This is a genomic window from Candidatus Goldiibacteriota bacterium HGW-Goldbacteria-1 (assembly GCA_002839855.1).
GTDB lineage: Bacteria > Oederibacteriota > PGYV01 > PGYV01 > PGYV01 > PGYV01.
This window is the reverse complement of record PGYV01000005.1, coordinates 260,010-284,836: the sequence shown is the minus strand read 5'-3', so window position 1 is coordinate 284,836 and position 24,827 is coordinate 260,010. Positions and strand designations below refer to the sequence as shown.

Annotated in this window: 26 protein-coding genes and 1 tRNA gene; 22 read left to right on the top strand and 5 right to left on the bottom strand. The window is 41.2% G+C overall.

Annotated elements, in window-relative coordinates:
• Positions 1-4: 4 nt before the first annotated feature.
• The 3 genes from cpaB (at position 5) to CVV21_07240 (ending at position 3,766) form a co-directional block, all read left to right on the top strand.
• The gene (cpaB, locus tag CVV21_07250; GenBank protein ID PKL91813.1) at positions 5-823 is read left to right on the top strand and encodes a Flp pilus assembly protein CpaB; all 819 of its coding nucleotides are present in this window, start codon (positions 5-7) and stop codon (positions 821-823) included.
• On the top strand, positions 801-1,820 hold the full coding sequence (locus CVV21_07245) for a hypothetical protein (protein PKL91812.1): 1,020 nt from the start codon (positions 801-803) through the stop codon (positions 1,818-1,820). Before cpaB ends, CVV21_07245 begins: the two co-directional genes overlap by 23 nt.
• Positions 1,821-2,368: 548 nt before the next feature.
• Positions 2,369-3,766, top strand: coding sequence for a hypothetical protein (locus CVV21_07240; protein PKL91862.1), 1,398 nt, complete (start codon positions 2,369-2,371; stop codon positions 3,764-3,766).
• A gap of 34 nt (positions 3,767-3,800) precedes the next feature.
• Here CVV21_07240 and CVV21_07235 read toward each other — a convergent pair whose 3' ends face one another.
• Genes CVV21_07235 through CVV21_07220 form a run of 4 tightly spaced genes read right to left on the bottom strand, consistent with a single transcriptional unit; the run spans position 3,801 to position 6,027 of the window.
• Positions 3,801-4,298 (bottom strand): hypothetical protein, encoded by a 498-nt coding sequence (locus CVV21_07235; protein ID PKL91811.1) that lies wholly within the window; start codon positions 4,296-4,298, stop codon positions 3,801-3,803.
• A gap of 2 nt (positions 4,299-4,300) precedes the next feature.
• A complete protein-coding gene (locus tag CVV21_07230) occupies positions 4,301-4,819 on the bottom strand; it encodes a redoxin (protein PKL91810.1) in 519 nt (172 codons plus the stop codon).
• A 12-nt stretch (positions 4,820-4,831) separates the two neighbouring features.
• A complete protein-coding gene (locus CVV21_07225; GenBank protein ID PKL91809.1) occupies positions 4,832-5,566 on the bottom strand; it encodes a cytochrome C biogenesis protein in 735 nt (244 codons plus the stop codon).
• Positions 5,567-5,619: 53 nt separating this feature from the next.
• Positions 5,620-6,027 carry a hypothetical protein gene (locus tag CVV21_07220; protein PKL91808.1) on the bottom strand — a complete coding sequence of 136 codons (408 nt, stop codon included), beginning with the start codon at positions 6,025-6,027 and terminating at the stop codon, positions 5,620-5,622.
• Between the two features lie 165 nt (positions 6,028-6,192).
• On the opposite strand from CVV21_07220, the gene CVV21_07215 reads away from it, so the two are divergent.
• The 16 genes from CVV21_07215 to CVV21_07140 all read left to right on the top strand — a co-directional run bounded on the left by CVV21_07215 (position 6,193) and on the right by CVV21_07140 (position 21,635).
• Positions 6,193-6,651, top strand: a complete 459-nt coding sequence (locus tag CVV21_07215; GenBank protein PKL91807.1) for a hypothetical protein — start codon at positions 6,193-6,195, stop codon at positions 6,649-6,651.
• Between the two features lie 140 nt (positions 6,652-6,791).
• Positions 6,792-7,724, top strand: a complete 933-nt coding sequence (locus tag CVV21_07210) for a hypothetical protein (GenBank protein PKL91806.1) — start codon at positions 6,792-6,794, stop codon at positions 7,722-7,724.
• Between the two features lie 72 nt (positions 7,725-7,796).
• Positions 7,797-7,872: transfer RNA gene (locus CVV21_07205), tRNA-Arg, on the top strand.
• A gap of 42 nt (positions 7,873-7,914) precedes the next feature.
• Positions 7,915-8,574, top strand: coding sequence for a PHP domain-containing protein (locus CVV21_07200; protein ID PKL91805.1), 660 nt, complete (start codon positions 7,915-7,917; stop codon positions 8,572-8,574).
• Positions 8,575-8,599: 25 nt separating this feature from the next.
• Positions 8,600-9,178, top strand: a complete 579-nt coding sequence (locus tag CVV21_07195) for a hypothetical protein (protein PKL91804.1) — start codon at positions 8,600-8,602, stop codon at positions 9,176-9,178.
• Positions 9,179-9,211: 33 nt separating this feature from the next.
• Positions 9,212-9,934, top strand: coding sequence for a hypothetical protein (locus tag CVV21_07190; GenBank protein ID PKL91803.1), 723 nt, complete (start codon positions 9,212-9,214; stop codon positions 9,932-9,934).
• An 11-nt stretch (positions 9,935-9,945) separates the two neighbouring features.
• On the top strand, positions 9,946-10,389 hold the full coding sequence (locus CVV21_07185; GenBank protein PKL91861.1) for a TIGR00725 family protein: 444 nt from the start codon (positions 9,946-9,948) through the stop codon (positions 10,387-10,389).
• Positions 10,389-11,630 carry a hypothetical protein gene (locus tag CVV21_07180; protein PKL91802.1) on the top strand — a complete coding sequence of 414 codons (1,242 nt, stop codon included), beginning with the start codon at positions 10,389-10,391 and terminating at the stop codon, positions 11,628-11,630. The genes CVV21_07185 and CVV21_07180 overlap by 1 nt, the downstream gene beginning before the upstream one ends.
• Positions 11,623-12,885, top strand: a complete 1,263-nt coding sequence (locus CVV21_07175; GenBank protein PKL91801.1) for a hypothetical protein — start codon at positions 11,623-11,625, stop codon at positions 12,883-12,885. The genes CVV21_07180 and CVV21_07175 overlap by 8 nt, the downstream gene beginning before the upstream one ends.
• Positions 12,886-13,818: an ABC transporter permease gene (locus CVV21_07170; protein PKL91800.1), complete on the top strand. Its 933-nt coding sequence runs from the start codon at positions 12,886-12,888 to the stop codon at positions 13,816-13,818. It abuts the gene before it with no gap.
• Between the two features lie 202 nt (positions 13,819-14,020).
• A complete protein-coding gene (locus CVV21_07165) occupies positions 14,021-14,638 on the top strand; it encodes a hypothetical protein (protein ID PKL91799.1) in 618 nt (205 codons plus the stop codon).
• 126 nt (positions 14,639-14,764) lie between these two features.
• Positions 14,765-15,118, top strand: coding sequence for a hypothetical protein (locus tag CVV21_07160; GenBank protein PKL91798.1), 354 nt, complete (start codon positions 14,765-14,767; stop codon positions 15,116-15,118).
• 109 nt (positions 15,119-15,227) lie between these two features.
• A complete protein-coding gene (locus tag CVV21_07155) occupies positions 15,228-16,268 on the top strand; it encodes a two-component system response regulator (GenBank protein ID PKL91797.1) in 1,041 nt (346 codons plus the stop codon).
• A gap of 158 nt (positions 16,269-16,426) precedes the next feature.
• The gene (locus tag CVV21_07150; protein PKL91796.1) at positions 16,427-19,399 is read left to right on the top strand and encodes a hypothetical protein; all 2,973 of its coding nucleotides are present in this window, start codon (positions 16,427-16,429) and stop codon (positions 19,397-19,399) included.
• A 167-nt stretch (positions 19,400-19,566) separates the two neighbouring features.
• On the top strand, positions 19,567-20,802 hold the full coding sequence (locus tag CVV21_07145) for a hypothetical protein (protein PKL91795.1): 1,236 nt from the start codon (positions 19,567-19,569) through the stop codon (positions 20,800-20,802).
• 395 nt (positions 20,803-21,197) lie between these two features.
• A complete protein-coding gene (locus CVV21_07140; protein ID PKL91794.1) occupies positions 21,198-21,635 on the top strand; it encodes a hypothetical protein in 438 nt (145 codons plus the stop codon).
• Positions 21,636-21,776: 141 nt separating this feature from the next.
• On the opposite strand, the gene CVV21_07135 is transcribed toward CVV21_07140, so the two are convergent.
• Positions 21,777-22,016, bottom strand: a complete 240-nt coding sequence (locus CVV21_07135; protein ID PKL91793.1) for a hypothetical protein — start codon at positions 22,014-22,016, stop codon at positions 21,777-21,779.
• A 130-nt stretch (positions 22,017-22,146) separates the two neighbouring features.
• Between CVV21_07135 and CVV21_07130 the strand changes: the two genes are divergently transcribed.
• The 3 genes from CVV21_07130 (at position 22,147) to CVV21_07120 (ending at position 24,826) form a co-directional block, all read left to right on the top strand.
• Positions 22,147-23,286, top strand: coding sequence for a hypothetical protein (locus CVV21_07130; protein ID PKL91792.1), 1,140 nt, complete (start codon positions 22,147-22,149; stop codon positions 23,284-23,286).
• A 97-nt stretch (positions 23,287-23,383) separates the two neighbouring features.
• Positions 23,384-24,259, top strand: coding sequence for a hypothetical protein (locus CVV21_07125; protein ID PKL91791.1), 876 nt, complete (start codon positions 23,384-23,386; stop codon positions 24,257-24,259).
• Between the two features lie 123 nt (positions 24,260-24,382).
• Positions 24,383-24,826: a hypothetical protein gene (locus tag CVV21_07120; protein ID PKL91790.1), complete on the top strand. Its 444-nt coding sequence runs from the start codon at positions 24,383-24,385 to the stop codon at positions 24,824-24,826.
• The last annotated feature ends 1 nt before the right edge of the window (position 24,827 follow it).

The window sequence follows — 24,827 nt, the reverse complement described above, 5'->3', positions numbered from 1 at the left end:
AAGCATGAAATTCTTGGAAGATGTAAGTAAAGAGAGCCGTCTTTTAATATTGTCTGTTATTTGCGGCGCAGCGGCAGCAGCGGCGGGTTATGGTTTTTTGGTGTTTAAAGAAAAAAACCTTATGGCAGGCATGCAGCCGGTAAAGGTGCTTGCCGCTGCCGGGTATATTGCCGCGAATTCTGAAATTGAAAAAAAGAGTGTTGAGTTTATTGAAATGCCCGCAAAGTTTGTAACGAAAGCACATGTTATGGATTATAAACAGCTTGATTCAAAATTGACTATTGTGCCGTTTATCAAGGGGGAACCTATATTGTCAAATAAGGTAAGTGACAGGGGCAGTGAGCTTAATATGTCAATTCCGACGGGATTAAGAGCAATGACGGTTTCAGTGGACGAGGAATCAGGCGTGGGTTATATGATAAAACCCGGTGATAATGTGGACATACTTTTAACCTTTGAAACGGCAGAATATCAAAGGCTTTATACGGCTACTGCCACTATTTTACAGTCTGTCAGGGTTATAGGGGTGGGGACAAACTTTAAAGCGGGCGCGTCAGGCGGAGATTATAATTCAGTAACTCTGGCATTAACTCCGGAAGAAGCGGAACTTCTTACATTTTCAAAAGATAAAGGCAGAATTAACCTTGCGCTTAGGCCTTTAGGAGACAGGGTAAAACAGAATGTAAAACTGGCGTCATTTAATGAACTTATGAAACAGATAAAAGCAAATGAAAAAAGCGAAGATGAAATTAAAAGGGAATATATCATCAACTCTCAGACAAAAAAGGAAGTGACGGATAATGAAATTAAACCAAGAATGTAAGGTGATTATTGCAGCCCTGTTTTTATGTTTTATGGGTGTTTCGGTTATGGCGGCAGGCAGAAGCATCACTGTTAAAGAAGGCGGCTCTAAAGTTGTTAAAACCGATGACGTGGAAAGGGTTGAAGTAATAAAAGAAGATGTGGCGTCGGCGCTGATAATTTCAAAAAAAGAGATAATAATTGAAGGGAAAAAAGAAGGTGTAAGCGCGGTCAACATATATGGTAAAGGCGGCATGGATACGGTGCTGATTAATGTGAAAAAAGCGGCTTCTTCCGAACAGATGATAGAAGTGGATGTTCAGGTAATGGAAATAAGTGGCATGGACTCTTCTGACCTTGGATTGGACTGGCCCACTTTATTAAATGGAGGGTCGGCTGCCGATGGCGAAGGGCAGGCATCACTGCTTGGGCCGTTAAATGTGGCGGAAAGCGGTGCGCCGCTTCTGGCCTTTGGCAAGTTTTCAAGGGGGAATATAAACCTGTTTTTGGATTTTATGGTAAAAAACAACTACGGTAAAATACTTGCCAAGCCGAAAATACTGACTTCCAGCGGTAATAAAGCAAAATTTCTTTCAGGGGGGGAAATCCCGATAGCTATTGTAAATGATAATGGAAACGCAAACGTGGAATGGAAAGAATATGGTGTTTCGCTGGAGATACAGCCGGAAATAAAGAAAAACGGGCATATAAAAGCGGGGCTTAAGGCAGAAGTAAGCAATTTAGATTACGCGAACGCCATAAGAATAGGAATTGGCGGTTCGGTAATGCCCGCGTTAAAGACAAGATGGGCAGAGACCACAATTTCTGTCACTCCCGAAGATACTATAGTAATAGCCGGGCTTATACAGAATGAGGATGTAATGGTATCCAGCGGTGTTCCGGTGCTGTCCGGAATACCGATACTGGGCGAATTATTTAAGAATACGCATAAAGAGACAAGAAAGACAGAACTTGTGATTTTTGTGACAACGAGAATAATTGATGCAGGGGAAATATAATGAAAAATGTAATTACGTTTATTAATACCCGCGCGGGCGCCGGTAAAACCACGCTGGCTTTTAACGCGGGGGAATATCTTGCAGCGGGAAGAAAGTACAAGACATGTGTTTTTGAATATTCTAAAGGTGTTAATGACTTTGAAGTTATATACAGAGCCGGTGATTCTTTTGAAAAAACAGCAGAACCTTGCGGCTATAAATGTAAGTATGCCAATTTATATTGCTGTTCTGGCGGTTTAAAAGAACTTGAAGAAATTATTAGCAAAGAGGCTTATGAAGTGGTTTTAATTGATACGGATGATTTTCCTGATGAAAAAATTCTTGACGCATCTGACAGGGTGATAATACCGGCATTGCTGTCACAGCCGGATTTAAGGCACGCTGTTTATACAGCGGATAAATTATCTAAAAATGGTTATGCCGTACAGAGAACTGATATTATAGTGAACAGAATTGACGGGGGGTTTCTGAAAAAAGAAGATATTTCCGGTATTTTTGGTGGCTATGAAATTGCAGGAGTGCTGCCTTATGATAAAGAAGTAAATGAGATGCAGAAAAAAGGAAAATTGTTGCATGGCGGAAAAGCAAAAGGCCTCTTTTTACATGAGTTGAAAGATGTTTTTGATTCAATTATTGAAAAGTGCGGCACTATAGATCATAAAAAAGCATTCTTATTATCGGCACCGGCTGTTGTAAAACAGGAAAAGGTATTACAACCGGCAGTAAAAGAGGGTAGAACTAATTTAAAAAAAGAGGTTAACAGAAAACTGTTTGAAAAAATTGACCTTAGAAAGATGGAACATCAGGTGGGAAATAATCCCGAGGCTAAAGAGAGGTTTCATGCGGATATCAAAGACAAAATTAAATCTGCTGTTGACGAAACGGGATTAATACAAATTGGCAAAGACCGGGATGTAATGATAAATGAAATTTTTGACGAAGTTACAGGGTTAGGCGCGATACAGGAACTTCTAAGGGATGATGACATTAGTGAAATAATGGTAAACAGGCATGATAAAATTTATATAGAAAAAGCCGGTAAAATAAAAGACTCGTACAGGGAATTTACGGACAGTGAAGCTGTAATACGGGCTATTGAACGTATTGTAATGCCCATCGGCAGAAGTATAGATGAAAGCAGGCCTTATGTGGACGCCAGGCTTGCTGACGGCTCAAGAGTTAACGCGGTTATACCGCCATTGGCTTTGGATGGGCCTGTAATAACCATAAGGAAATTTTCTAAAAATAAACTTACAACAAATGACCTTGTAAAGTTTGCAAGCCTTACACAAGATGCCGCCGATTATCTGGAAAAATGCGTTAAAAACAGGAAAAATATCCTTATATCCGGGGGTACCGGATCGGGCAAAACCACGCTTTTAAATGTTATTTCATCATTTATACCCGCGGATGAAAGGATAGTGACAATTGAAGATTCCGCGGAATTAAAGCTTCCGCAGGAGCACGTGGTAAGGCTGGAAGCAAGGCCAGCTAACATAGAAGGCAGGGGCGAAATTACAATAAGGGACCTTGTAAAAAATTCATTAAGGATGAGGCCGGACAGGATAGTGGTGGGGGAATGCCGCGGCGGGGAAGCGCTGGACATGCTTCAGGCCATGAATACAGGCCACGACGGGTCTATTACCACCGTGCACGCCAATACACCGCGTGACGCGCTGTCCAGGGTGGAAGTTATGGTGTTAATGGCGGGTATGGATCTGCCGGTTAAAGCAATCAGAGAGCAGATTAAAAGCGCCATAAACATTGTAATTCAGCAGGCAAGATTTAAAGACGGCAAAAGAAGGGTGACACATATATCAGAGATAACCGGCATGGAAAGCGATACAATTCTTATGCATAATATCTTTGAATTTGTAAAATCAGCAGACAGTATGGATGGGCAGCTTAGAAGAGTTGATGGCTTTGCGGAAATTGCAGGAAGATAATCATTACGGATATTTATAATTGTGTCAGAATGTTTTATTCTCCCAAAAGGTAATCTATGATTTCTGTGGCGGTGTTTTCGGGTAATGCGCCGACCACGCATGCGGCGGAGTTTCCTGATTTATCAATGATGAATAAGCTGGGGTAGGCGCGGACTTCGTAGCCGCTTTTTGTAAGGGAAGCCCTGTCTGCAAGGCAGAAGTAATATGGGTAGTTTTTATCTTTTAAAAAAGTGTTTACGTTTTCTGCGTTATCATCTGAAGCTGCAACTATTATGAAATCTTTGTCTTTATATTTTTCCTGCAGGGTTTTAAAACCTTCAAGTTCTGTATGGCAGTGGCCGCACCAGGTGGTCCAGACGGTAAAAAAGACTACTTTGCCTTTAAAATCAGACATGTTTTTGACTGTGCCGTCAAGGTTTGTAACTGTAACCTGTGAAGCGAATGAATTAGGTTTAATATTACCCAGTGAACCGCAGCCGCAAAACGCGGCCGCGGACACTGTTATGATAATTAAAAGAATAAAACGTTTCATTTTTATTTAAGCGCCTTAAAGTCGGCTTCAAATACTTCTTTTGGCCTGTAGCCCACGTACTGCCTTACCACGTTGCCTTTTTTGTCAATTACAAATGTTGTCGGGATTCCGCGTATGCCGCCGTAAGTGGTGGCAGTGTCCCTGTCTGCAAGCGCCACAGGATAGTTAATTCCGTACTGTGATGAAAAGGCTTTTACTTTTTCGGCGTCATCAAGGGCGGCGCCTATTATTGCAAGCCCGTCTTTGCCATACTGTGTCTGCAGTTCAATAAAGAAAGGAATTTCTGCCTTGCAGGGAGGGCACCATGTTGCCCAAAAATCCAGAATTACAATTTTTCCCTTATAGTCAGAAAGTTTCACGGTGCTTCCGTCAATTCCGGGAAGGGAAAAGTCAGGCGCGGCATAAGCTTTTGCCACGGTGTTGCCGTTCTCCTTGGTGACTTTTGGCGCTTTGGAAGAACCACAGCTGACCAGTGAAAACATAAACAATGCCGCTAAAGATAAAGATAATAATTTTTTCATTAAACCCTCCTGTTATTTGGCGAAAACGTCAAGAAAACTGAGCATTCCCGCGATTCTTGTAAGCCCGCCGGTCATCATAAGTATACCAATTAATATCAGCAGTATGCCGGCCATAATTTCAATTTTATTCATGTGTTTTTTCATCTTTGTGAACCATTTAAAGAAGAAGGTGATACTGTAAGCCGTAAGCATAAAAGGAATGCCAAGCCCAAGGGAATACAGGGCAAGCAATAGAATGCCATAACCGACTGAATCGCCCGTTGCAGCAATTGCAAGAATTCCGGCTAAAATTGGGCCAATGCACGGAGTCCAGCCAAAGGCAAAAGCAAGCCCAAGCAGAAATGATTCAAACAAATTCATGGGTTCTTTGGACTGATGTATCCTTTTTTCATGGTAAAGCGCCTTTATTTTAAAAATACCTGTCATATGAAGTCCAAGGATAATAACTATAATTCCCGCTATTAAGGAAAAGGTGTTCAGGTGCTGAAGTAAAAACTTGCCGATAAATGTTGCCGATGCGCCCAGAGATATAAATATAACGGAAAAACCTATTACAAAAGCAAAAGAGTTCCATATCACGTCATGTTTGATTTTTTTCAGGTTCTCGCGTTCCATCATTTCCTTTAATGAAGAGCCGGATATGAAAGAAATATACCCTGGTATTAAAGGAAGGACGCACGGCGATAAAAATGAAATTATCCCCGCTAAAAAGGCCGTTATTAATGTTATTTCTGCTGTGTGTTCCATTATTCCTCCTTGGTGTTTATGATTATATCGTAAACAGTTAACAATAAAAACAATTATTTAAAGTTTTTAATTATGGTCTCCAGGCAGCGGTTTAAAAGCGCCTGCTGGCTGCTGTCTAACCCTTTTAAAGCGTTACTTTTTATAAATTCGGAGCATTTACCGCCTTTTTTCAGTACCGCCAGTGCTTTGGGGGAAAGGGAAAGCAGCTTTGTCCTGCCGTCATGCCGGTCTTTGTTGATATTTATCCAGCCGGAAAGGGTAAGCCGTTTTATAATACCCGATATGGTCGGCTTATCGGATTTAAGCTTTGCGGCAATATCGCTGGCTTTTATAGAACCAAGTGAGATTTCTTTTATGACATCCCACTGGGCCCTGGTAAGCCCGAATCCGGCAAGGCGTCCGTTAAACCCGCATCGTACGGCTTTGGCGGCTTTTTTTAGCAGTATTATTGTGTCTTTCATCAATGCTCCTTAAAAGAATTATAATTAGTATACTAACTAATTGTAAAATGTCAAGTGAAAATATTGCGGGTGACAGCGTAACCGTTTGACAAACGGCAGCCGGTATAATATAGTGCTTGATAATTAGGCGTGAAAATATATATTTAAAAGGCTAAGGGATAAACAATGACAAATAAAGAAAAAGCGCTTGAAATGTTCGGCGGCGGCTATAACTGTTCGCAGTCTGTGTTTGCGGCTGTAGTTCCTGATAATCTGCTGGATAAAAAGGTTAAGATTTCGCTTGCGGCCGGGTTTGGAGCGGGAATAGGAAGGAATGCGGAAACCTGTGGGGCTGTGTCGGGGGCGATAATGGCATTAGGCGCTGTATTAATAGAAAAAGAATTTGCTTCGGATTCGGCGCTTAAGGCCGATGGAATTATGCTGGCAGATAAGTTTGTAAAAAAATTCAGGGCCGAAAAGAGCACTATAATATGCAGGGAACTGTTGGGTTATGATTTAAGCAAACCTGAAGAAGATGAAATTCTTAAAAATAATGGCAGTTATAGGGTCAAATGCGCTGATTTTGTCGGCCTGGCAGTGGAAATAGCCGAAGTTATAATAAAAGAATACAAAGAAAAATTATAACTGCCTGAAAACCGGTTTAAATAATCTGTTCTAACGCTGTTTTTTTACCCCCTTACGTTATATCTGCGTATCTTATTGCCATAAAAATACCGATAGTATATAATAACTGAATTGTTTATAACGCTTTAAGGAGAAAAAGCATGGAACACAACGCGCTTTGGTGGATTGGTTTTAACGCAATGGTTGTCATACTTATAATGGTTGATATGCTGGTTTTTCATAAAAGGGACCATGAAGTTTCCATTAAAGAGTCGCTTGCGTGGACTTTTGTCTGGATAGGGCTTGCCCTGGCTTTTAATGTCTTTATACTTTTTATGGAAGGCAGAGCTCAGGCGCTTGACTATCTTACAGGATATCTTATTGAAAAATCGTTAAGCGTGGATAATTTGTTTGTGTTTATAGTTGTTTTTAATTATTTCCGCGTTCCGGCTATTTATCAGCATAGAGTTCTGTTTTATGGCATTCTTGTGGCTATGATTTTAAGGGCTGCGTTTATACTTGCGGGAATAAAACTTGTCACGGAATTTGAATGGGTAATGTATATTTTTGGAGTGTTTCTGGTTTACATAGCCATAAAGATGGTGACGGAAAAAAACGAGGAGTACGACCCTTCAAAAAATCTTATGGTAAGATTTTTTTCAAAAATAATGCCGATGAAAATGGAATATAAAAATCACAACTTTATTGAAATAGAAAACGGGAAACACCATTTTACCCAGCTTTTTGTGGTGCTGGTGACGATAAGTTTTGTTGACGTAATTTTTGCCGTGGATTCAATTCCGGCTATATTTGCCATTACCACAGACCCGTTTATTGTTTATACTTCCAACATATTTGCCATTATGGGATTAAGGGCGCTGTATTTTGCAATAGCAGGGGTAATGAAACTATTCCACTATCTGAAATACGCGTTGTCTGTAATTCTGGCGTTTGTAGGTATTAAAATGCTTATTGCCCACTATATAAAAATACCTACGGTTATATCGCTTCTTGTTATTGTTTCTGTGCTGGCTGTTGCTATTTTTGCCTCTGTTTTAAGGTCTAAAATGATGAAAAACACAACAATGATGTAAAAAACATATAATAAATTTCTTGCATTAAAACCATTTTTCTATATAATATACAAGTATTTTTTGGTTTATAGTGGGCCCGTAGCTCAGTGGATAGAGCAGAAGTTTCCTAAACTTTTGGCCGGACGTTCGATTCGTCTCGGGCCCACCATAAAAAATACAGGCCTCACAATCATCAATATAAGGGGTGTATATGATAGACCTTCACACGCATACTTTTTTTTCTGATGGGGTACTGTTACCGTCAGAACTTATTCAGCGGGCAAGAAAAACAGGGTACAGGGCAATAGCGCTGACCGACCACGCCGATATATCAAATCTTGAAAGTGTCATAAAAAGCCTGACTAAAGTCTGCAATGATACCAATAAAGCATATAAAGACATAGTATGCCTTCCCGGTGTGGAACTTACCCATATTCCGCCGGTGCTTGTGGCAGGGATAGTAAAAAAAGCAAGGGCCCTTGGCGCAAAAATGGTGGTCTTTCACGGGGAAACGGTGACAGAACCGGTGGAACCGGGTTCTAACAGGGCGGCGATAGAAGCAAAAGTGGATATTCTTGCACATCCCGGAAATATATCAGATGAAGATGCGGCGCTTGCCGCAAAGAATAACGTTTGCCTTGAAATAACGGCAAGAAACGGGCATAATATTACAAATAAACACGTGGCTGCGGCTGCTTTAAAAGCCGGTGCAAAACTTGTTTTTGATACAGACTCACACGCACCCGTGGACCTTGCCGATAAAGCAAAAAGAGAGCAGGTCTTGACAGACGCGGGCCTGAATAAAGGGCAGATTCTTCAGGCAATAATTAATTCTGAAGAGTTGTTAAGAAGCAAAGGCGTAAAAATTTAAAAAGTAAATTAAGCGGAGGGAATAAATGAAAAAGTTTTTATTTTTAATTATGTTCGCCCTGGCGGCGGTATCTGTAATGGCCGCGCCGCCCAAAGTGTATAACGTTGATTATTGGGTTATAAACGCGAAAGGCGGGGTAACTTATCCGATAGGCGAATTTGCCAATCACGTAACCGCGGGTTACAATTTTGGAATTTCCGCGAGAAAAGGTTTTGATATGGAGTTTTCGGCAGGGGGCGGTTTTAATTTTATTTCAGTGCCTTACAAAGCTGAAACAGCGCCGGATAATTTTTCGGCATCTGTTATTGACGCGGAACTGGCATGGGCGCCGTACCTGCCTGATTTTTTTATCTGGCCTTATCTTAAAGCGGGAATAGGAATGTATATAATGAAATACGCCAAGCAGACAGATATGACCACTGTAGAGATGACATCAGAAACTTCTTTTGGCCTTTTATTCGGGCTTGGCGCAAATTACCCTATAACCAAAATGTTCGCGGCAAATCTGGAAGTGCTTTATAACCATGTTTCTCTTGCAGGCGGAACGGGGGACCTTAATACTTTTCTGACAATTGACCTTGGCGTGACAATATTTTTAAAATAAATCAAACTACATACATGATGACGGAGGAAATTAATGAATAAGATTAAGCACAAAGATGCAAGAAAGATGATTAAAAGGAATGACTTCGCGGAACTGGTATCAAATATAGGAAAGTATGCTTCGAAAAATACTGAAAACCTTATAATAACAGCTGTTATAGCGGTTATTATAATAGTGGCCATTCCTGTAATAATGAATTTCAAAAAAACCAATGAAGTAAAAGCGGAAAGGCTGCTGTCAGAAGCTAATTTTTATATCAACAGGCCTGTTGTGGAAGATTCCAATATGACCATGTACGGTTTTTTCAGGTCAAAAAATGAAAAGTATGAAAAAGCAATCCAGACATATCTTGAAGTTATAAGCAAATATAAAGGCACAAGCCAGGCGCCTGCGGCATATCTTGGCGCGGCAAACGCGTATTACAATAACGGAATGTATAAAGAGGCCATAGAATATTTTGATACATTTATTCAGAAATATAAAAGCAGTGCGCTGTATCCGGAAGCTTTAAGCGGCAGGGGATACGCTTCATACCAGAGCGGAAATTATCAGGAAGCAGTTAACGCGTGGCAGGACACAAAGGTATTTGAAAAAAGTTCAAACAGCACTGATGTAAAGCTTAAACTGGCAGACTGCTATGTGAAACTTAATGAAAAGCAGAAGGCGCTGGATATTTACAAGAAAATTGCGGAAGAAAAGAAGGGCACCTTATGGGCGTCTGTAGCGGCGGAAAAACTTAAAGAAATAAAATTTTGAAGAAAAAAGTAATCGGAGTTATAGGCGGGAATACCGTCGGTAAAAAACATTACGATGCTGCATACAAGACAGGACAGGAAATAGCCAGGCGCGGCGCGGTTTTGGTGTGCGGCGGGCTGGCAGGAGTAATGGAAGCATCTTGTAAGGGCGCAAAAAAAGAGGGCGGAGTCACAATAGGCATACTGCCTTCAAAGAATAAAAATACGGCAAATAAATATGTGGACATACCTGTGGCAACGGGAATCGGCGAAGCCCGAAACACGGTTATAGTAAACACCGCGGACGGATTTGTGGCAATAGACGGCAAAGAAGGCACTTTATCTGAAATAGCTTTTGCGCTTAAAGCTGGAAAACCGGTGGCGGGAATTGATACTTACGACATACCGGCAATTATGAAATGCAGCACGCCGGAAGAAGCTGTGGAAAAGGTTTTTTTAAAACTTGAAGGAGCTTAATGAAAAACTTTTTTAAAATTATAATTTCAGCGGTGTTGTTATCCGCGTCATTTTACCTGTACGCGGAAGAGATAACAGTGTGGAATATGCCTGCCGACGCGGATACCCTTCAGAAAAAAGTATGGAATGAAGGGATAAAGTCGTTTGAAAACAATAATGCGGATATTAAAGTCAGGGGCATAAGCAGGGAGTATAAACCGCAGGAATTTGTCAGCGTTATGGCAAGCGGCAAAGGCCCTGATGTGGTAAGAATACCAATAACCGCGGTTCCTATAATGGCAAAGCACGGCTTTCTGGCGGATTTAAGCGGTTATACGCAGAACTGGATACAGAAGGATTATATGCCCAAAATAATGTGGGATTCTGTTGACATAAACGGCAAAATATACGGCGTGCCTTATGACTCTTTTTTCACGGTAATGTTCTATAGAAAGGATATTTTTGATAAGTGCGGAATCACAAAAGCCCCGGAAACATGGGATGATATAATAAAATACAGCGCTATAATAAATTCAAAAATGGGTGATGTTTACGGGATAGGGCTTCAGCCCGATATGTTTTATTTCATTGATTTCATATGGCAGGCGGGCGGCAGTGTTTTTACCGGAGGCAAACTTGCCTTAAACGAACCTGCCGTGGCACAGGCTTTAAAATTCTGGCACGCGCTTAAGTGGAAATACAGGGCTACGCCTCCCACGGATATACTTTACGAGGCAGATGTAGAACAGCTTTTTTCAACCGGTAAAATAGCCATGATGCCTGCGGTTGCGAAACGACTACCCGTAATGGCAAGGCGTTATGGTTTGGATATGAAAACAGTTGAAATAGTCCCTATGCCTGCAGGGCCTCAGGGCATAAAGGCGTGGCACGCGGGCGGTGAAGCCTTTATAGTTAATTCTTCCATTAGTCCGGAGAAAAAAGATAAAGCGTGGCGGTATATTCAGTATGAACTGTCGCCGCCTGCTCAGCTTGGAAAATACATAAGGATGAAAAATCTGGCACTGCCTATTTTTCCGGGAGATTTTTCGTGTGCTACAAACCTGATAAATATGCCGGAGTTTGCCAATATAAAAGGGTTGTTTGAATACGCGCATATAGAGCCGCCGCTTTACAGGTGGCCTATGATAAAAGAAGATTTTAACCGCAGTGTTCTGGAAAAAATATTTACCAGCAGGGAAGTTGATTTTGAAGAGGTAATCTACGAATTTGAAAAAAAGATGAAGGCGGAATATAATGAGTGATGAAATCTTCAGAAGGGTCGGAAATGACCTGTCAGAAGAGGCAATAAAAGGCATTATTCACGATGAGATAACCAGCCATAAAGGCGACGAGGTTATACTGCCCATAATTAAATTTAAGCTTCCCGTACAGGCAGAAGTGGTAAAAATAAAGAAACCGCAGCCCGAGCAGGAGTATAAAAATATCTTTAAAATATCCGCGGCAGGCGACCTTGTAAAAGGCACCGGAGAGAACACGGTTAAAATACCTGATAACCTTACCACTTCGCAGAAGTTAAAAAAAGCTTTCCGATACAGGCGTTTTGGCGAAGGGATAACACCGGGTAAATTTAAAAGGCCGCAGCTTCCCATTCCTTCCGTTAAAGAAGAAGAAAAAGGAAGGCTTAAACTGCTTGGAATTAAAAGAAAGTTTTTTGGAGTTGAACTGATACTGCCCGCACTGCTGCTTTTCCTTTTATTCAGCTGGATGCCTATGATAAAGACTTTTATCATAAGTTTACATAAATTTGAAACCATTAACAGCCCTGTTTTTGCGGGCGCCGCAAATTTCATTAAAATACTTAATGACGCTTCGTTCTGGCAGGCGTTTAAAAATTCAGGAATACTTACTTTGATAATAATAATACTTGGCACATGGCTGCCTTTTATGCTGGCAATGTACGTTTATGAAATGAGAAAGGGAAGCGGCCTTGTTAAAGTGTTGTATTTTATCCCGTTTTTAACTCCGGCGGTGCCTGCCGCAATACTATGGAAATGGCTGTATAACCAGGGTTATGGGCTTATAAATTCTTTCCTGTCGCTTTTTGGCGATGCGGTGCACATTGGTTGGCTTACAAATCCCAAACTGGTGCTTTTTTCAATTGCGATAGTATTTGTCTGGAAAAACACCGGCTGGGCAATGCTTATATACCTTGCAGGCCTGCAGAATGTGCCGAAAGTATTATTTGAAGACGCGTCGCTGCTTGGGGCGGGCATATGGACAAAGATAAGGCATATATTACTGCCGTCAATGGTTCCGGTCATAATGACGGTAATATTTATACAGATGATAAGCGGAATGCAGGTTTTTGCAGAGGTGTATATAATGACAAACGGAAGCCCGGAAGGGGCATCGGAAGTTATAGCCACTTATATTTATAAAAAGGCATTTTTATATATGGATATCGGGTATGCTTCGGGCGTAGCCGTATTTTTCCTGATGATTCTAATATCTATCACGCTGCTAAGGATGAACACCCTTGGCAGAAAGAGGAAGTAAATGGCGACAAAAAAGAAAGTAAAAGTACAGCCGGCATATATGATAGAAGAACCGAATTATCTTTTTCCGAAGTATGAATTAAAAAATACGGGGACAAGGATAATTTATTCTGTATGGGGATTTTTTGTATTTCTTGGAGCGGCGCTGGTAACTATCCCATTCCTGTGGATGCTTATATCTTCAATGCTTCCTCTTGACCGTATTTATGACCCGCTGCCGGCGCTTGTATCAAAGCCGGACTTAAGCCTGGATAACTTTAAAAAAGCGTGGGAAATAGCCCCGTTTACATTATATTTTATGAACAGTGTGATAGTGGCTGTATGTGTGGTGTTAGGGCAGGTTATTATAAGCGCCATGGCCGCGTATTCGCTTTCCAAATTAAAGCCGCCTATGTATTCGGTGCTTATAATTTTGTTTCTATCCACAATCATGATACCGTTTGAAACCATAGCCATACCGCTTTACCTGTATATGAGGGATTTTTCAATAGCCGGTCTTATGAAAATTAACCTTATAAATTCCTACTGGGCTCTGATACTTCCGGGGCTTGCCAATGCGGTTAATATTTTCATATTTAAAAGTTTCTTTGACAAGCTTCCGGATGACTTTGTGGAAGCTGCAAGGGTTGACGGTTATTCGGAAACGGGAATATTCTTTAATATAATAATGCCGGTGTCAAAACCCATTATAGTTGTGGTGGGAATAATGAATTTTGTAAATATATGGAACTCTTTTTTCTGGCCGCTTATTGTAACAAACGAACCCGGCATATATACCCTTATGCTTGGTATATACAAAATAATAGAAGAGGGGCAGCCATGGAATATTGTAATGGCGGCTGTCACGCTTTCTATGATACCGACGATTTTAATTTTTGCTTTCTTCCAGCGCCACATAATGAAAGGCGTTGTATTCACATCGCTTCAGGAATAACATAAAAATATAATCGGAGGAAATGATATTATGAAAAAAGAAAAAGGTTCAAAAAAAAGAAAACTGGATATGGCGGTTCATGAACAAAGGGTAAAGAGCATAGGATTATCTGACAGGGCGGTAAAAGCCGTTGTCAGATTTGCGATAATACTGGTGCCGGTGATTTTAATTACGTTAATAATAGTATTCAGCATAAGATAAAATGGCAAAAAGTTATGTGCCGCCCGCTTTAAGGGCGGCTATTAAAAAACACCTTAATAAATACTCTTACAAACACGCGCTGGGGGCGGAAAAAATAGGGGTTAAACTTGCGCTTCGTTTTGGTGAAAATCCTGAAAAAGCCGCGCTTGCATGCCTTTTGCATGACTGCGCCAAAGATATGGACCACGAAGAACAGCACAATTATATGAAACTTCACGGAATAAAAAGGGATGTTAAATATCCAAGGCTGTCCGCGCTTTTTCACAGCAGGACAGGGGCTCATATGGCACAGTACAGTTTTGGAATTACGGACAAAGATATACTATCCGCCATTGCAAGTCACACGGTGGGGAAAAAAGGCATGACAGGCCTTCAGAAAATAGTATATGTCTCTGATTTTATAGAAACAGGCAGAAGGTATATTGGGTCAAAAAAGTTAAGGGAAAGGTTTTTAAAAGATAAGAATATAACACTTGATGAATTGGTTATGGAAGTGGTAAGGGAAAAATTGAATTATTTAATTTCTTCAGGGCATCTGATACACGTTAATGCCGTATCTTTATGGAATGAACTTGCGGAAAAGAAAAACAAAGGGGTAACGGTAAAAAAAAACCTTTAAAAAAGTAAATATTTTATCGTGTAAGGTATTTTGTCAGATTATATAATATTTACAAATTACTTGACAAACTCGTGCGCCGCTGGTATACTTTAGTCAGAGAGAGAAAAATGAAAGGCGGTGGTTGATATGGGGGACAGATACGAAGAGTTAAAAGAGGTACTTTCGGCGAATGAGGCACTTGCAATAATCTGTTACAATAAATATCATCACAAAGGGTTAATAAACTGCACAAGAGTTTCAGAAATGATAAAGGTTCCGATAAATAAGGTTAAAGACACATGTGTTAAACTTGAAGAAATGAAGGTTTTAAAGATTCACAGGACAGGTTATGATATGGAAGTTGAAATGCTTGACCAGGATGACACCCATACAAGGCATATAATTGACGAGGTAATCTGGGACAATAAACAGGAGTACGGTAAGATTTACAAGAAACTTATTACCGCGGAACTTGTTGACTTTATGAACTACATGAAATGACAGGTAATAATGTATATAGCCCGGGCGCATATAAGCGTTACCGGGCTTTTTTTTTGACAAAATAGGAATAAAAGTTTATACTGTGCACGGGTAAGAAAAGGGAGAGCAAATGTCAAAATTTTCTTTTAACGGCAGCCAGGATATAAAACTTCTTCTTGTTGAAGATGAAAAGAGCCTTGCCAAATACCTTCAGATATCCCTGCGGGATGAAGCCGGGAATGTGTTCAATGTAAAAAATGCCAATTATCTTAATGAAGCGCTGGAAATCGCGGGAAACGAAGAATTTGACGTGGTGCTTCTTGATTTGAACCTGCCTGACAGCAATGGTTTGGATACTCTTATCAAATTCAGGCAGAGATTTCCTGATATAGCCATTGTTATCTTAACCGGTTTGGAAGATAAGGAGTTTTCTTTACAGGCGGTCAAAGAAGGGGCGCAGGACTATCTTGTTAAAGGCGAAACAGAGGCAGGCGTTCTTGTAAGGTCAATTTTTTACGCCATTGAAAGAAACAGGTTTATTCTGGACCGCAGACAGGGGCGGCTTGAACTTGAAGAAAGCTATGAAAAATTAAAGACAATATCAGACGGAATAATTCTGGCAATGGAAAAGATAGTGGAGACCCGTGACCCCTACACGGCAGGGCATCAGCGCAGGGTCGCACAGCTTGCAAAAGCAATAGCCATAAAACTAAACCTTCCCAAAGAAACCATAAATGCTATTTTTATCGGCGGCATCATTCATGATATAGGCAAGATTTATGTCCCTGCGGAGATTTTATCCAAGCCCGGGAAACTGTCCACAATAGAATTCAGTATTATAAAAACACATCCGCAGGTTGGGTATGACATTTTAAAGAACATCAATTTTCCTTTTCCTGTTGATAAAATAGTGTTTCAGCACCACGAAAGAATGGATGGCAGCGGTTATCCGCTTGGGCTGCAGCAGGATGAAATAATGATAGAAGCAAAGATAATAAGCGTGGCAGATGTAATGGAAGCAATGGCTTCGATAAGGCCATACAGGGCGGCACTTGGCGCTGAAGCTGCTTTGAATGAGATAAAAACCAACAGAGGAAAACTGTATTACAGCGATGCCGTGGATGCCTGTGTGGAATTGTTTGAAAAGGATAATTTTACATTTGACAAGTAATGGTGTCATTAACTGACGCTTTCAAAGTTTAAATCATTTAAACCTTTATTTACACTCGGATTTTACGGCATAACAATTGCTTTATATAAATTCAATAGTATTATATACTGGTTTATCTGCAAGGGAATTTTAAACAAATACAGCGGGAGAGGAATAAATTGACAGCCAGGAAAAAGACAGAAGAGGTTAAAATAGAGCCTGAAATTACTGATACAACCGGCATTATTTCAGATGAAGAACAGGCTAAAGCAATTCATTTTGGGGAAGGCCCTCTTTTAATTGTGGCGGGCGCCGGTACCGGTAAAACAAAAGTTATAACCGAAAGGATCGCCTGGTTAATCAGTGAAAATAAAGCGCTGTCCTCCCAGATTGTGGCGCTTACTTTTTCTGAAAAAGCGGCCAAAGAGATGGAAGAACGGGTGGATAAACTGGTGCCTTTTGGGATGACAGAAACACAGATATCCACTTTTCATTCTTTTGGCAGGATGATAATAAACGAAAATTTTGCGGAACTGCGTATAGCGCCGGATTGGGAAATTTTAAGGGATACCGACGGCATAATACTTATAATGGAAAACATAGACCGTTTTGACCTTGATATTTACAAGCCTCTTAACAATCCGGGACAATATATAGGGCAGCTTATTGGTTTTATCTCCAAATTGAAAGATAATCTTATTACCTGGCAGGATTATAAGGCGTTTGCTTCAGGATTCTCCGCGAAAGCGGAAAGTGATGAAGACAGGGAAGTTGCGGCAAAGCACCTTGAACTTGCGGGATTTTATAAAGCATATGAAGAATTAAAGACAGAAAAAAACAGGATGGACTTTGGCGACCTGATACTTGTGCCATATCTGTTATTGAAGGAAAAAAAATCTGTTCTGAAAAAATACAGGGATAAATATAAATACATTCTTATAGATGAATTTCAGGACACCAATTATGCCCAGTTTGAATTTATAAAAATTCTGGCGGGGGAGCACGGCAATATTAATGCTGTTGGTGATGACGACCAGATGATATACCGTTTCCGCGGGGCGGCAATTTCAAATATCATGGGCTTCAGGGATAATTACAGAAGCGCGGAGATGGTTGTATTAAAAAATAACTACAGGACATGCCAGGCTATCCTTGACGCGGCGCATAAACTTATCAATAACAATACAGACAGGCTGGAGATAAAGTACAACATAGACAAGCGCCTGATATCTAAATACACCCCGGAGCATAAACTTGACCGTCTTAATATAAGGGTGTTTGAGAATTATTCCGAAGAAGCGGATTTTGCCGCGCAGGAAATAAAAAAATATGTGGAAAAAGGGTTTTATAAATACAGTGATTTTGCCGTGCTGGTGCGCGCGAAAAATGACGCGAAGATGTTCTTAAAGACTTTTGAAAGAAAGGGCATTCCGTATTCTTTTGCCGGTGATGAAGGGCTGTATAATAAGAAAGAAGTGCAGTTTTTAATAAACTTCTGCAGGGTGCTTGCCGCGCCGTATGAATTTAACCCCGTGCTAGATGTAATAATATCCGAACATTATGATGTGGACCCTTTTGTTATGTCCAAACTTGGGAACCTTGCCAAAGAACACAATGCCGCTGTTATTGACGTGATAAGGGAGACTGACAAATATCCGGAATTAAACATCCCTGAAAAGGAACTGGTAAAAATAAAGATATTTATAAAGGATATTGACCACTATCTTTTAAGGGTGGCAGAGAAGACATCGCCCGGGGAGATAGTACTTGAATTCTTAAAGCAGAAACGTATTCTTGACACTCTTTTTAAGGAAAATACGCCGGATTCCGACGTTGTTGTGGCAAATATATCGGGTTTTTTTGAAGTGATGAAGAGATTTTCTGTAAATGAAAAATATGATACGGTGCACAATTTTGTAAATTACATTGACCTTAGCATAAAGTCCGGGGAGAATCCCAAGGAAGAAATGATATCAGAAGTTAAGGAAGATGCCGTGCAGGTAATGTCCATTCACAGGGCAAAAGGGTTGGAATTCAAGGTGGTCTTTGTGGCTGCGCTTATTCAGGAAAAATTTCCCGGAAGAAAAAGGGCGGATTACGCGCTGCCGTTTCCGGAAGGAATAATGCACGATATTGTGGATGAAGACACGTATTTTCATGAAGAGGAGCGCAGGTTGTTTTATGTTGCAGTGACAAGGGCGAAAGACGCGCTGTATCTGACGGCGGCAAGGCAGTATGAAGGCAGGCCCGGCAAAAAGATAAGCATATTTTTAAAGGAGATTGGCTTTGATATTCCGGATGATTTTGCCATAACCCCCGACAAGAATAAGAAATTTGAATATTTTGAGAAAAAGCAGTCGGTATTGGAGAAGGCGAAAAGGCGGGTCAGCCCGGATGTATTAAAACTTTCCAATTACCAGATAGATGATTATTTAACATGCCCGTTTAAATACAAACTGGTGCATGTTTTTAAGATGCCGATTAGAAGCAGGCCGAATGTAATGATAGGTTCCGCCATGCACGCGGTGTCCGCGGAATTCTTTATGGCGCGCAGGGACGGCAGGGAGGTCACGCTTGAAGGGTTAAAAGGAATATTTGAGGCCATGTGGAAACCGGCGGGTTTCTTAACGCAGCAGGAAGCGCAGAAAAATTACGAAGCCGCGATAGAGGCAATAGAGCGTTTCTATATAAAAGAAAGCGCGAATAATATAATACCCAAATATATTGAAAAGGATTTTGAATTTAAACTAAATGATAAGTTAAGCGTAAGGGGAAGATGGGACAGGATAGACGAAATTGACGGGAAAATAATTATTGTGGATTATAAGACGTCCGATGTCCGCGATGAAGAAAAAGCGGAATCAAAGATAAAAAGCCAGGATATTCAAAGGCAGCTGAAATTATACTGCCTGGCGTATGAAAAGATGTTCGGCGTGCTGCCGGATGAAGCCGGGCTTTACTTCTTTAAAAGTTCCATGCTTGTGACAAAGGCGTTTAAAGAAAAAACCATAAGGGAATACGAGGAAAAAATACATGAAGTGGCGGGGCATATATTAAATGAGGAATTTGAAGCCACCCCCGCGGCTTTTACCTGCCGCTACTGCGCGTTTTTCAACATCTGCCCGTACAGCAAGGCGGATGTGCTGTTTTAAAGGAGTTTTTTTGTCAGCCCGTCGTTTGGTTTAATTTGTTTTGCTCCGGTAGCCGCGGCTTTTAAGCCGCGTTGTTTGTATTTTTAAGCGGACTTGCTCCTGTGACAAATTTACGTATACCCGTAAAAATGTCTTGACAAATTTACGGGTATACGTAAAAATGTCATATGACAGGAGGTAATAATATGGATGAGTTTAAAGACCGGTTTTTAAGTAAATTCGCTTTTTCTTCTGATTTTGGAAGGCAAATGCGTTTTATAATAGGCCCAAGGCAATGCGGTAAAACAACAATCGCAATGCGTGTATTACCGAAGGAATATGATAATTACTATTATAATTGGGATGAAAAAAAGACGCGTGACAAATATAAGATAGATCCGAATTTTCTTGCCGAACATGCCGCAGGCAGGGTGAAATCCTGGGTGTGCATGGATGAAATTCATAAAATGCCAAAGTGGAAGAATATATTAAAAGGCATGTTTGACAGATATGAAAAACGCCTTAACTTTGTGGTTACGGGCAGCGCAAAACTTGATACTTTCAGAAAAAGCGGAGACAGTCTTGCCGGAAGGTATTTTGTGTTTTCTCTTAATCCCATGATTGCCGCGGAACTTGCGGGTAAAAAGGCCGAAACTGTATTACCGGAAAAAACAGCGGCTGAAACTGTGGAAAAAATGTTGTCCGGGTCAAAGCCTTCCCTTGATGCGGTAAATTCTATAATGAAACATACAGGTTTTCCGGAACCGCTTTTAAAAGGCGAAGATGTATTTTCAAGAAAATGGCATGATTATTACTTTGAACGGATAATAAAACAGGACATGAGGGATCTTACGCGTATCAGGGATCTTGAAAAAGTTTCTGAACTTATTTTTCTTCTTCCGGGCAGAATAGGCTCGCCGCTTTCTGTGAATTCACTTAAAGAGGATCTTGAGTTGAACTTCAGTACTGTTTCCGGATATATAAAGGAACTTACCGCGAATTACGCCTTGTTCAGCTTGGCCCCGTACACGGGCAATATGAACCGTCTTGTTAAAAAAGAAAGAAAGTTCTATTTTTACAATTTTGCATCGGTTAAGAATGAAGGCATAAGATTTGAGAATTTTGCAGCTGTGGAACTGAAAGCAAGACTGGACCTATGGAATGACAGTGGAGCCGACAAATATGACCTTCATTTCATAAGGCAGAGGGACGGAAAGGAAACGGATTTTCTTGTTACCAAAAACTTAAAACCATTTTTTTTGGTTGAATGCAAGTTGTCGCTATCTCCGGTTGAACCGCATCATAGAAGAGTTTCGGAGGCGCTTGGGAATGTGCCGTTTGTGCAGTTAATAAAAAAACCGGGTGTTTTAAGAAATGAAGGCAAGGACTTTTTTTGTGCTTCGGCAGAACGTTTTCTGGGATAGAAAGTTGCCGGCGGATATATCCGGCAGGCAATTGAAGCAATATGCAGCGGATATGGTTTGACTTTCTGTTTTTAAGGTCCGACACGATTACTTTAACAGGAGGAACAATTATGAAAAAAATATATGTGGGCAAAACCGGAAAAATAAAAGTTTACGGGACAAATCCCGGCAAATACTTTGACACGCTGATGGAAAAGAGCGCTAAAGCGCGTAAAGGTTATGACGAAGAAAAGGGTAAACAGTGCCGGACGTTGAAGGTAGAAAGTAAAAAAGTATAAATCCTTGAAAGTAAGTATCTGATGTATCGATTCTAATTAACCGGGATAAACTGTAAAGTAACAGTTAACAGGAAGGGATGGTTGTGTTTCTATTTTAAATTCGGAGGGTTGTTTAATATGCGTGCGTGCGGGATTCCGACGGAATATGTTTTTGCTTCCTTTATAGTTTTTTGGATAGTTCTCAGCTACCTGATATCTTTAGTTAGCGGGTGGGGAACGATTGCGAAATATTATAGAAGGCCTGAAGGAATGATGTTAACACGGGCTAAAGGGTTTTTAACAAGTTTGTATCTGAACAGGTCAAGTTATAAAAAAAGTGTTTATATCCGCGTGGATGACCTGGGGATGCATTTATCTGTCCTTTTATTTTTCAGATTTGGCCATCCGCCGCTGTTTGTTCCGTGGAGCGATATAAAAATAGAGGAAAGGCAGTCGCATATTGCCGGTAAGTCACATTATATAAGCTTTTCAAAAACCCCCTTAATTCGCATCAGTATGAATGAATCCGCCCTTGAAAAACTTAATATACTTGGCAGATACAAGTTCCCGACGTAAAAACGCAGCTAGGCAGCTAGGTTTGGACCCGGTAGAATAGGGCATTGTCCTGCGGCAGTTAAGTCTTGGATTTAAGCAACGCGCCTTAAAAGGCGCGGCTACCAGTGCGTAAAAAATAAAATGTATTGGTAGGCGCACCCTTCAGGGTGCGGCACTTGAAGTTGTACTTGTTCTTACTTCCGTCCCTCCGTGCATCCGACCCTCTGTCCCTCGTGTTCCGACCTTCCGACCTTCCGACCTTCCGACCTTCCGACCTTCCGACCTTCCGACCTTCCGACCTTCCGACCTTCCGACCTTCCAAGCCTCCAAGCCTCCAAGCTTCCAAGCCTCCAAGCCTCCAAGCCTCCAAACTTCCAAGCCTCCAAACTTCCAAGCCTCCAAACTTCTGCCTTTAACGATTTTCCCCTTGAAAACTTGACAATATCTGATATAATCCCTTTCTGACTTAACAAGCGGGATGGAATACGGCGCCCGCTAAATTCTTATATAAAGAACTGCAGGAGGAAAGTAAATGGCAGAGAAACCGCTTGTAACGATTATCTCCCCGGTAAGAAACGCGGAGAGGACAATCGACACAACAATTCAGTACCTTTTAAACGTCGATTATCCAAGGGAAAGCATGGAAATTGTATTTGCTGACGGTGGTTCCACGGACAAGACGGTGGAAATCATCAAGAAATGGCAGGAAAAATATCCATTTATCAGGCTTGAACTTGTTCCCGATTCAAAATCACCGGGACATGCCAGAAACGCCGCGTTAGCGGTGGCTAAGGGCGAATATATCCTTTTTACGGACGGGGACTGCGCGCCGCATAAGGACTGGATAGAAAAAATGGTGGAACCTTTCCTGAAAGATGAGACCATTGGAATGGTCGGCGGAGAAGTTTATACGCTTAGGACAGACGCTGAAAATGATACTGAAAATTACTGCGAGCAGGTTGGTTTTCTTTCAATAGGTAATCGTGTTGGCATGAAGAACGGCGGATATTATCCTCCGGTTAAAAAAGACCTTCCTCATGAAGTTAACGGTTCGCAGACAAGCCCGTTTTTTGCAACCGCCAACGCGGCTGTTTCCAAAAAAGCGGCTATGGCTATCGGCAACGCGTTCTGGCACGAACCTACCGGTGAAGACGTGGACTTTAACCTGCGCGTATCAAAAGCCGGCTTTAAGCTTTTCTTTCAGCCGTCCGCTATTGTTGACCACATGCACAGGGCCACACCGCAGCAGTTTTACAAACAGCTTTACGGCTACGGCTACGGACACCCGCTGTTAATCAGGGAGCATTCCAAGAAAGTGCTTGAAATTTACATTGATTATTTTGGCGGCATTTCGATTCCGATACCTTTCCCGATACCGGGTATTATCTACATCGGCGACTGGCTTTTAATGCACCTGTTGTCGCTGTCTTTCCTTATCACTTTAATTGTTTCCGCGTTTGTAGGGGGTATTATTGCTAACTTTACCCCGCTTGCGGTGCTTTTTGGTTTGTCGCTTTTCTTTGTTGGAAAGTTTTTCATCCCCGCGTTTAAGATTAAACCAAGGGCAAAACTTCTTACATGGATGACCATTCAGTATATGTCCAAGTGGAATTTCATTAAGGGCGGACTTGACAGCCAGAAAAAGTTTAACGCGATTAACCTGGAAGGTTAATTTAAGTTTAAGTTCAAAGGCGCGGGGTGCCCAAAGCATCCCGCGCCTTTTTTATTATAAAAAAATATTTGATGTTAATAAATTATGGAGGAATAATATGAAAAAATTTACAGCGATAAGCGTAATTGTCCTGATTGCGGCTGTTTTTTTAATTCTGGTTGCGGGCGCGGCGGATGAATCTGTATTTATAAAAAAAGCATCTGAAATACGGGTGTTATCCGCAAGTTATAACGGCTCCGTTGTCAGCCCCGCTTATATTAAAACACTGCCGGCGCCGGTAAAAAAGTTTGCGGCGTTTCTTGGGATTGCCGGCAAACCAATGATTGATTCAGCGTCAGTCACCCACGCGGGGGAATTTAAGCCTTCGCAGGACGGGCCGTGGTTTAAAATAAACGGGAAATATCACCTTACGTCTAAAAAACCTTCATTCATCTGGAGGGGTGTGATAAACATGGCGCCGCTTTTTACTATGGGCGCGACAGACTCTTATTTTAATGGTAATGGCAGGATGCATATTAAACTGATGTCAATGTTTACGCTGCAGGATTCACGCGGCGGCTTTATGAATCAGGCTTCATTAGAGCGCATGCTTACAGAATGCCTGATTATCCCGACTGTGTTATTTGATAAGAGTGTTATCACATGGGAAAAAGACGGAGTAAATTCCGCGTATGCGGTTATTAAAGACGCCGGTATGACGGCACGGGCGCTGGTTGTATTTGGCGCTGATGGTTCTTTAAAGTCCATAAAGGTTGTAAGACACAGGGAAGAAAATAAAGTGCTTGTACCAAGGGAATGGGTGGGTTATTCCGGGGAGTTTAAGGATTACGGAGGGTATATGCTTCCTTCTTATATGGAAGGGGCGTGGATTGTGGACGGAAAAGAGCTTCCCTATGTGAAATTCACAATTGAAAAGGCGGTATTTAATCCGGCTTTTGCGGATAAAAAAACAGAAGCACCGGCAGCCCATTAATAAATAAAGAGGGCTGAACATAACAACATAAAATAATTATTTTTTTCCTGTTGACAAATATCTTTTTTTGAATATACTTAGTGCGTCTAACAATTAGTTAAATAAAATATTAGAGGTGCTAAGATGGATGTGACATCAAGAGAGCTTGTAGAATACATCCGCAAAGTAGGGCATCTTGCCCAGAAGAAGTTTCCCAGAAAGGCCTGCCTGAAAGGCGTTCATGAAATCACCATGGCGCAGATGTATGTTTTAGGGCGCGTCTTTGAACAGGGTAAAATGAAAATGGGCGATCTGGCAAAAAGCGAAGGCGTAAAACTTCCCACCATGACAAGCATGGTAAACAAGCTGGTGAAAAACGGGCTGTTTATAAGGGAGAGCGATGAAAAGGACAGGCGTACCGTGTGGATATCTGTTTCGGGCAAAACAAAAAAAGAGGTTATGGGGCACTTAAAGGAAATGGACGGCTTGATGGGAAATCTGATGGCGGTGCTGACAGATGAAGAAAAGAAATCGGCAATTAAAATGCTTAAAAAAATGAATGATTATCTTGAAAAGGCGGGAAAATAAA

Bases quoted from the DNA above. Each gene is read 5' to 3' on its own strand.
- CVV21_07225 (PKL91809.1), bottom strand. From the start codon at position 5,566: ATGGAACACACAGCAGAAATAACATTAATAACGGCCTTTTTAGCGGGG.
- CVV21_07130 (PKL91792.1), top strand. From the start codon at position 22,147: ATGGCAGAGAAACCGCTTGTAACGATTATCTCCCCGGTAAGAAACGCG.
- CVV21_07230 (PKL91810.1), bottom strand. From the start codon at position 4,819: ATGAAAAAATTATTATCTTTATCTTTAGCGGCATTGTTTATGTTTTCA.
- CVV21_07155 (PKL91797.1), top strand. From the start codon at position 15,228: ATGTCAAAATTTTCTTTTAACGGCAGCCAGGATATAAAACTTCTTCTT.
- CVV21_07125 (PKL91791.1), top strand. From the start codon at position 23,384: ATGAAAAAATTTACAGCGATAAGCGTAATTGTCCTGATTGCGGCTGTT.
- CVV21_07170 (PKL91800.1), top strand. From the start codon at position 12,886: ATGGCGACAAAAAAGAAAGTAAAAGTACAGCCGGCATATATGATAGAA.
- cpaB (PKL91813.1), top strand. From the start codon at position 5: ATGAAATTCTTGGAAGATGTAAGTAAAGAGAGCCGTCTTTTAATATTG.
- CVV21_07120 (PKL91790.1), top strand. From the start codon at position 24,383: ATGGATGTGACATCAAGAGAGCTTGTAGAATACATCCGCAAAGTAGGG.
- CVV21_07240 (PKL91862.1), top strand. From the start codon at position 2,369: ATGCAGAAAAAAGGAAAATTGTTGCATGGCGGAAAAGCAAAAGGCCTC.
- CVV21_07175 (PKL91801.1), top strand. From the start codon at position 11,623: ATGAGTGATGAAATCTTCAGAAGGGTCGGAAATGACCTGTCAGAAGAG.
- CVV21_07160 (PKL91798.1), top strand. From the start codon at position 14,765: ATGGGGGACAGATACGAAGAGTTAAAAGAGGTACTTTCGGCGAATGAG.
- CVV21_07165 (PKL91799.1), top strand. From the start codon at position 14,021: ATGGCAAAAAGTTATGTGCCGCCCGCTTTAAGGGCGGCTATTAAAAAA.
- CVV21_07195 (PKL91804.1), top strand. From the start codon at position 8,600: ATGAAAAAGTTTTTATTTTTAATTATGTTCGCCCTGGCGGCGGTATCT.
- CVV21_07220 (PKL91808.1), bottom strand. From the start codon at position 6,027: ATGAAAGACACAATAATACTGCTAAAAAAAGCCGCCAAAGCCGTACGA.
- CVV21_07180 (PKL91802.1), top strand. From the start codon at position 10,389: ATGAAAAACTTTTTTAAAATTATAATTTCAGCGGTGTTGTTATCCGCG.
- CVV21_07245 (PKL91812.1), top strand. From the start codon at position 801: ATGAAATTAAACCAAGAATGTAAGGTGATTATTGCAGCCCTGTTTTTA.
- CVV21_07190 (PKL91803.1), top strand. From the start codon at position 9,212: ATGAATAAGATTAAGCACAAAGATGCAAGAAAGATGATTAAAAGGAAT.
- CVV21_07200 (PKL91805.1), top strand. From the start codon at position 7,915: ATGATAGACCTTCACACGCATACTTTTTTTTCTGATGGGGTACTGTTA.
- CVV21_07210 (PKL91806.1), top strand. From the start codon at position 6,792: ATGGAACACAACGCGCTTTGGTGGATTGGTTTTAACGCAATGGTTGTC.
- CVV21_07215 (PKL91807.1), top strand. From the start codon at position 6,193: ATGACAAATAAAGAAAAAGCGCTTGAAATGTTCGGCGGCGGCTATAAC.
- CVV21_07145 (PKL91795.1), top strand. From the start codon at position 19,567: ATGACAGGAGGTAATAATATGGATGAGTTTAAAGACCGGTTTTTAAGT.
- CVV21_07235 (PKL91811.1), bottom strand. From the start codon at position 4,298: ATGAAACGTTTTATTCTTTTAATTATCATAACAGTGTCCGCGGCCGCG.
- CVV21_07140 (PKL91794.1), top strand. From the start codon at position 21,198: ATGCGTGCGTGCGGGATTCCGACGGAATATGTTTTTGCTTCCTTTATA.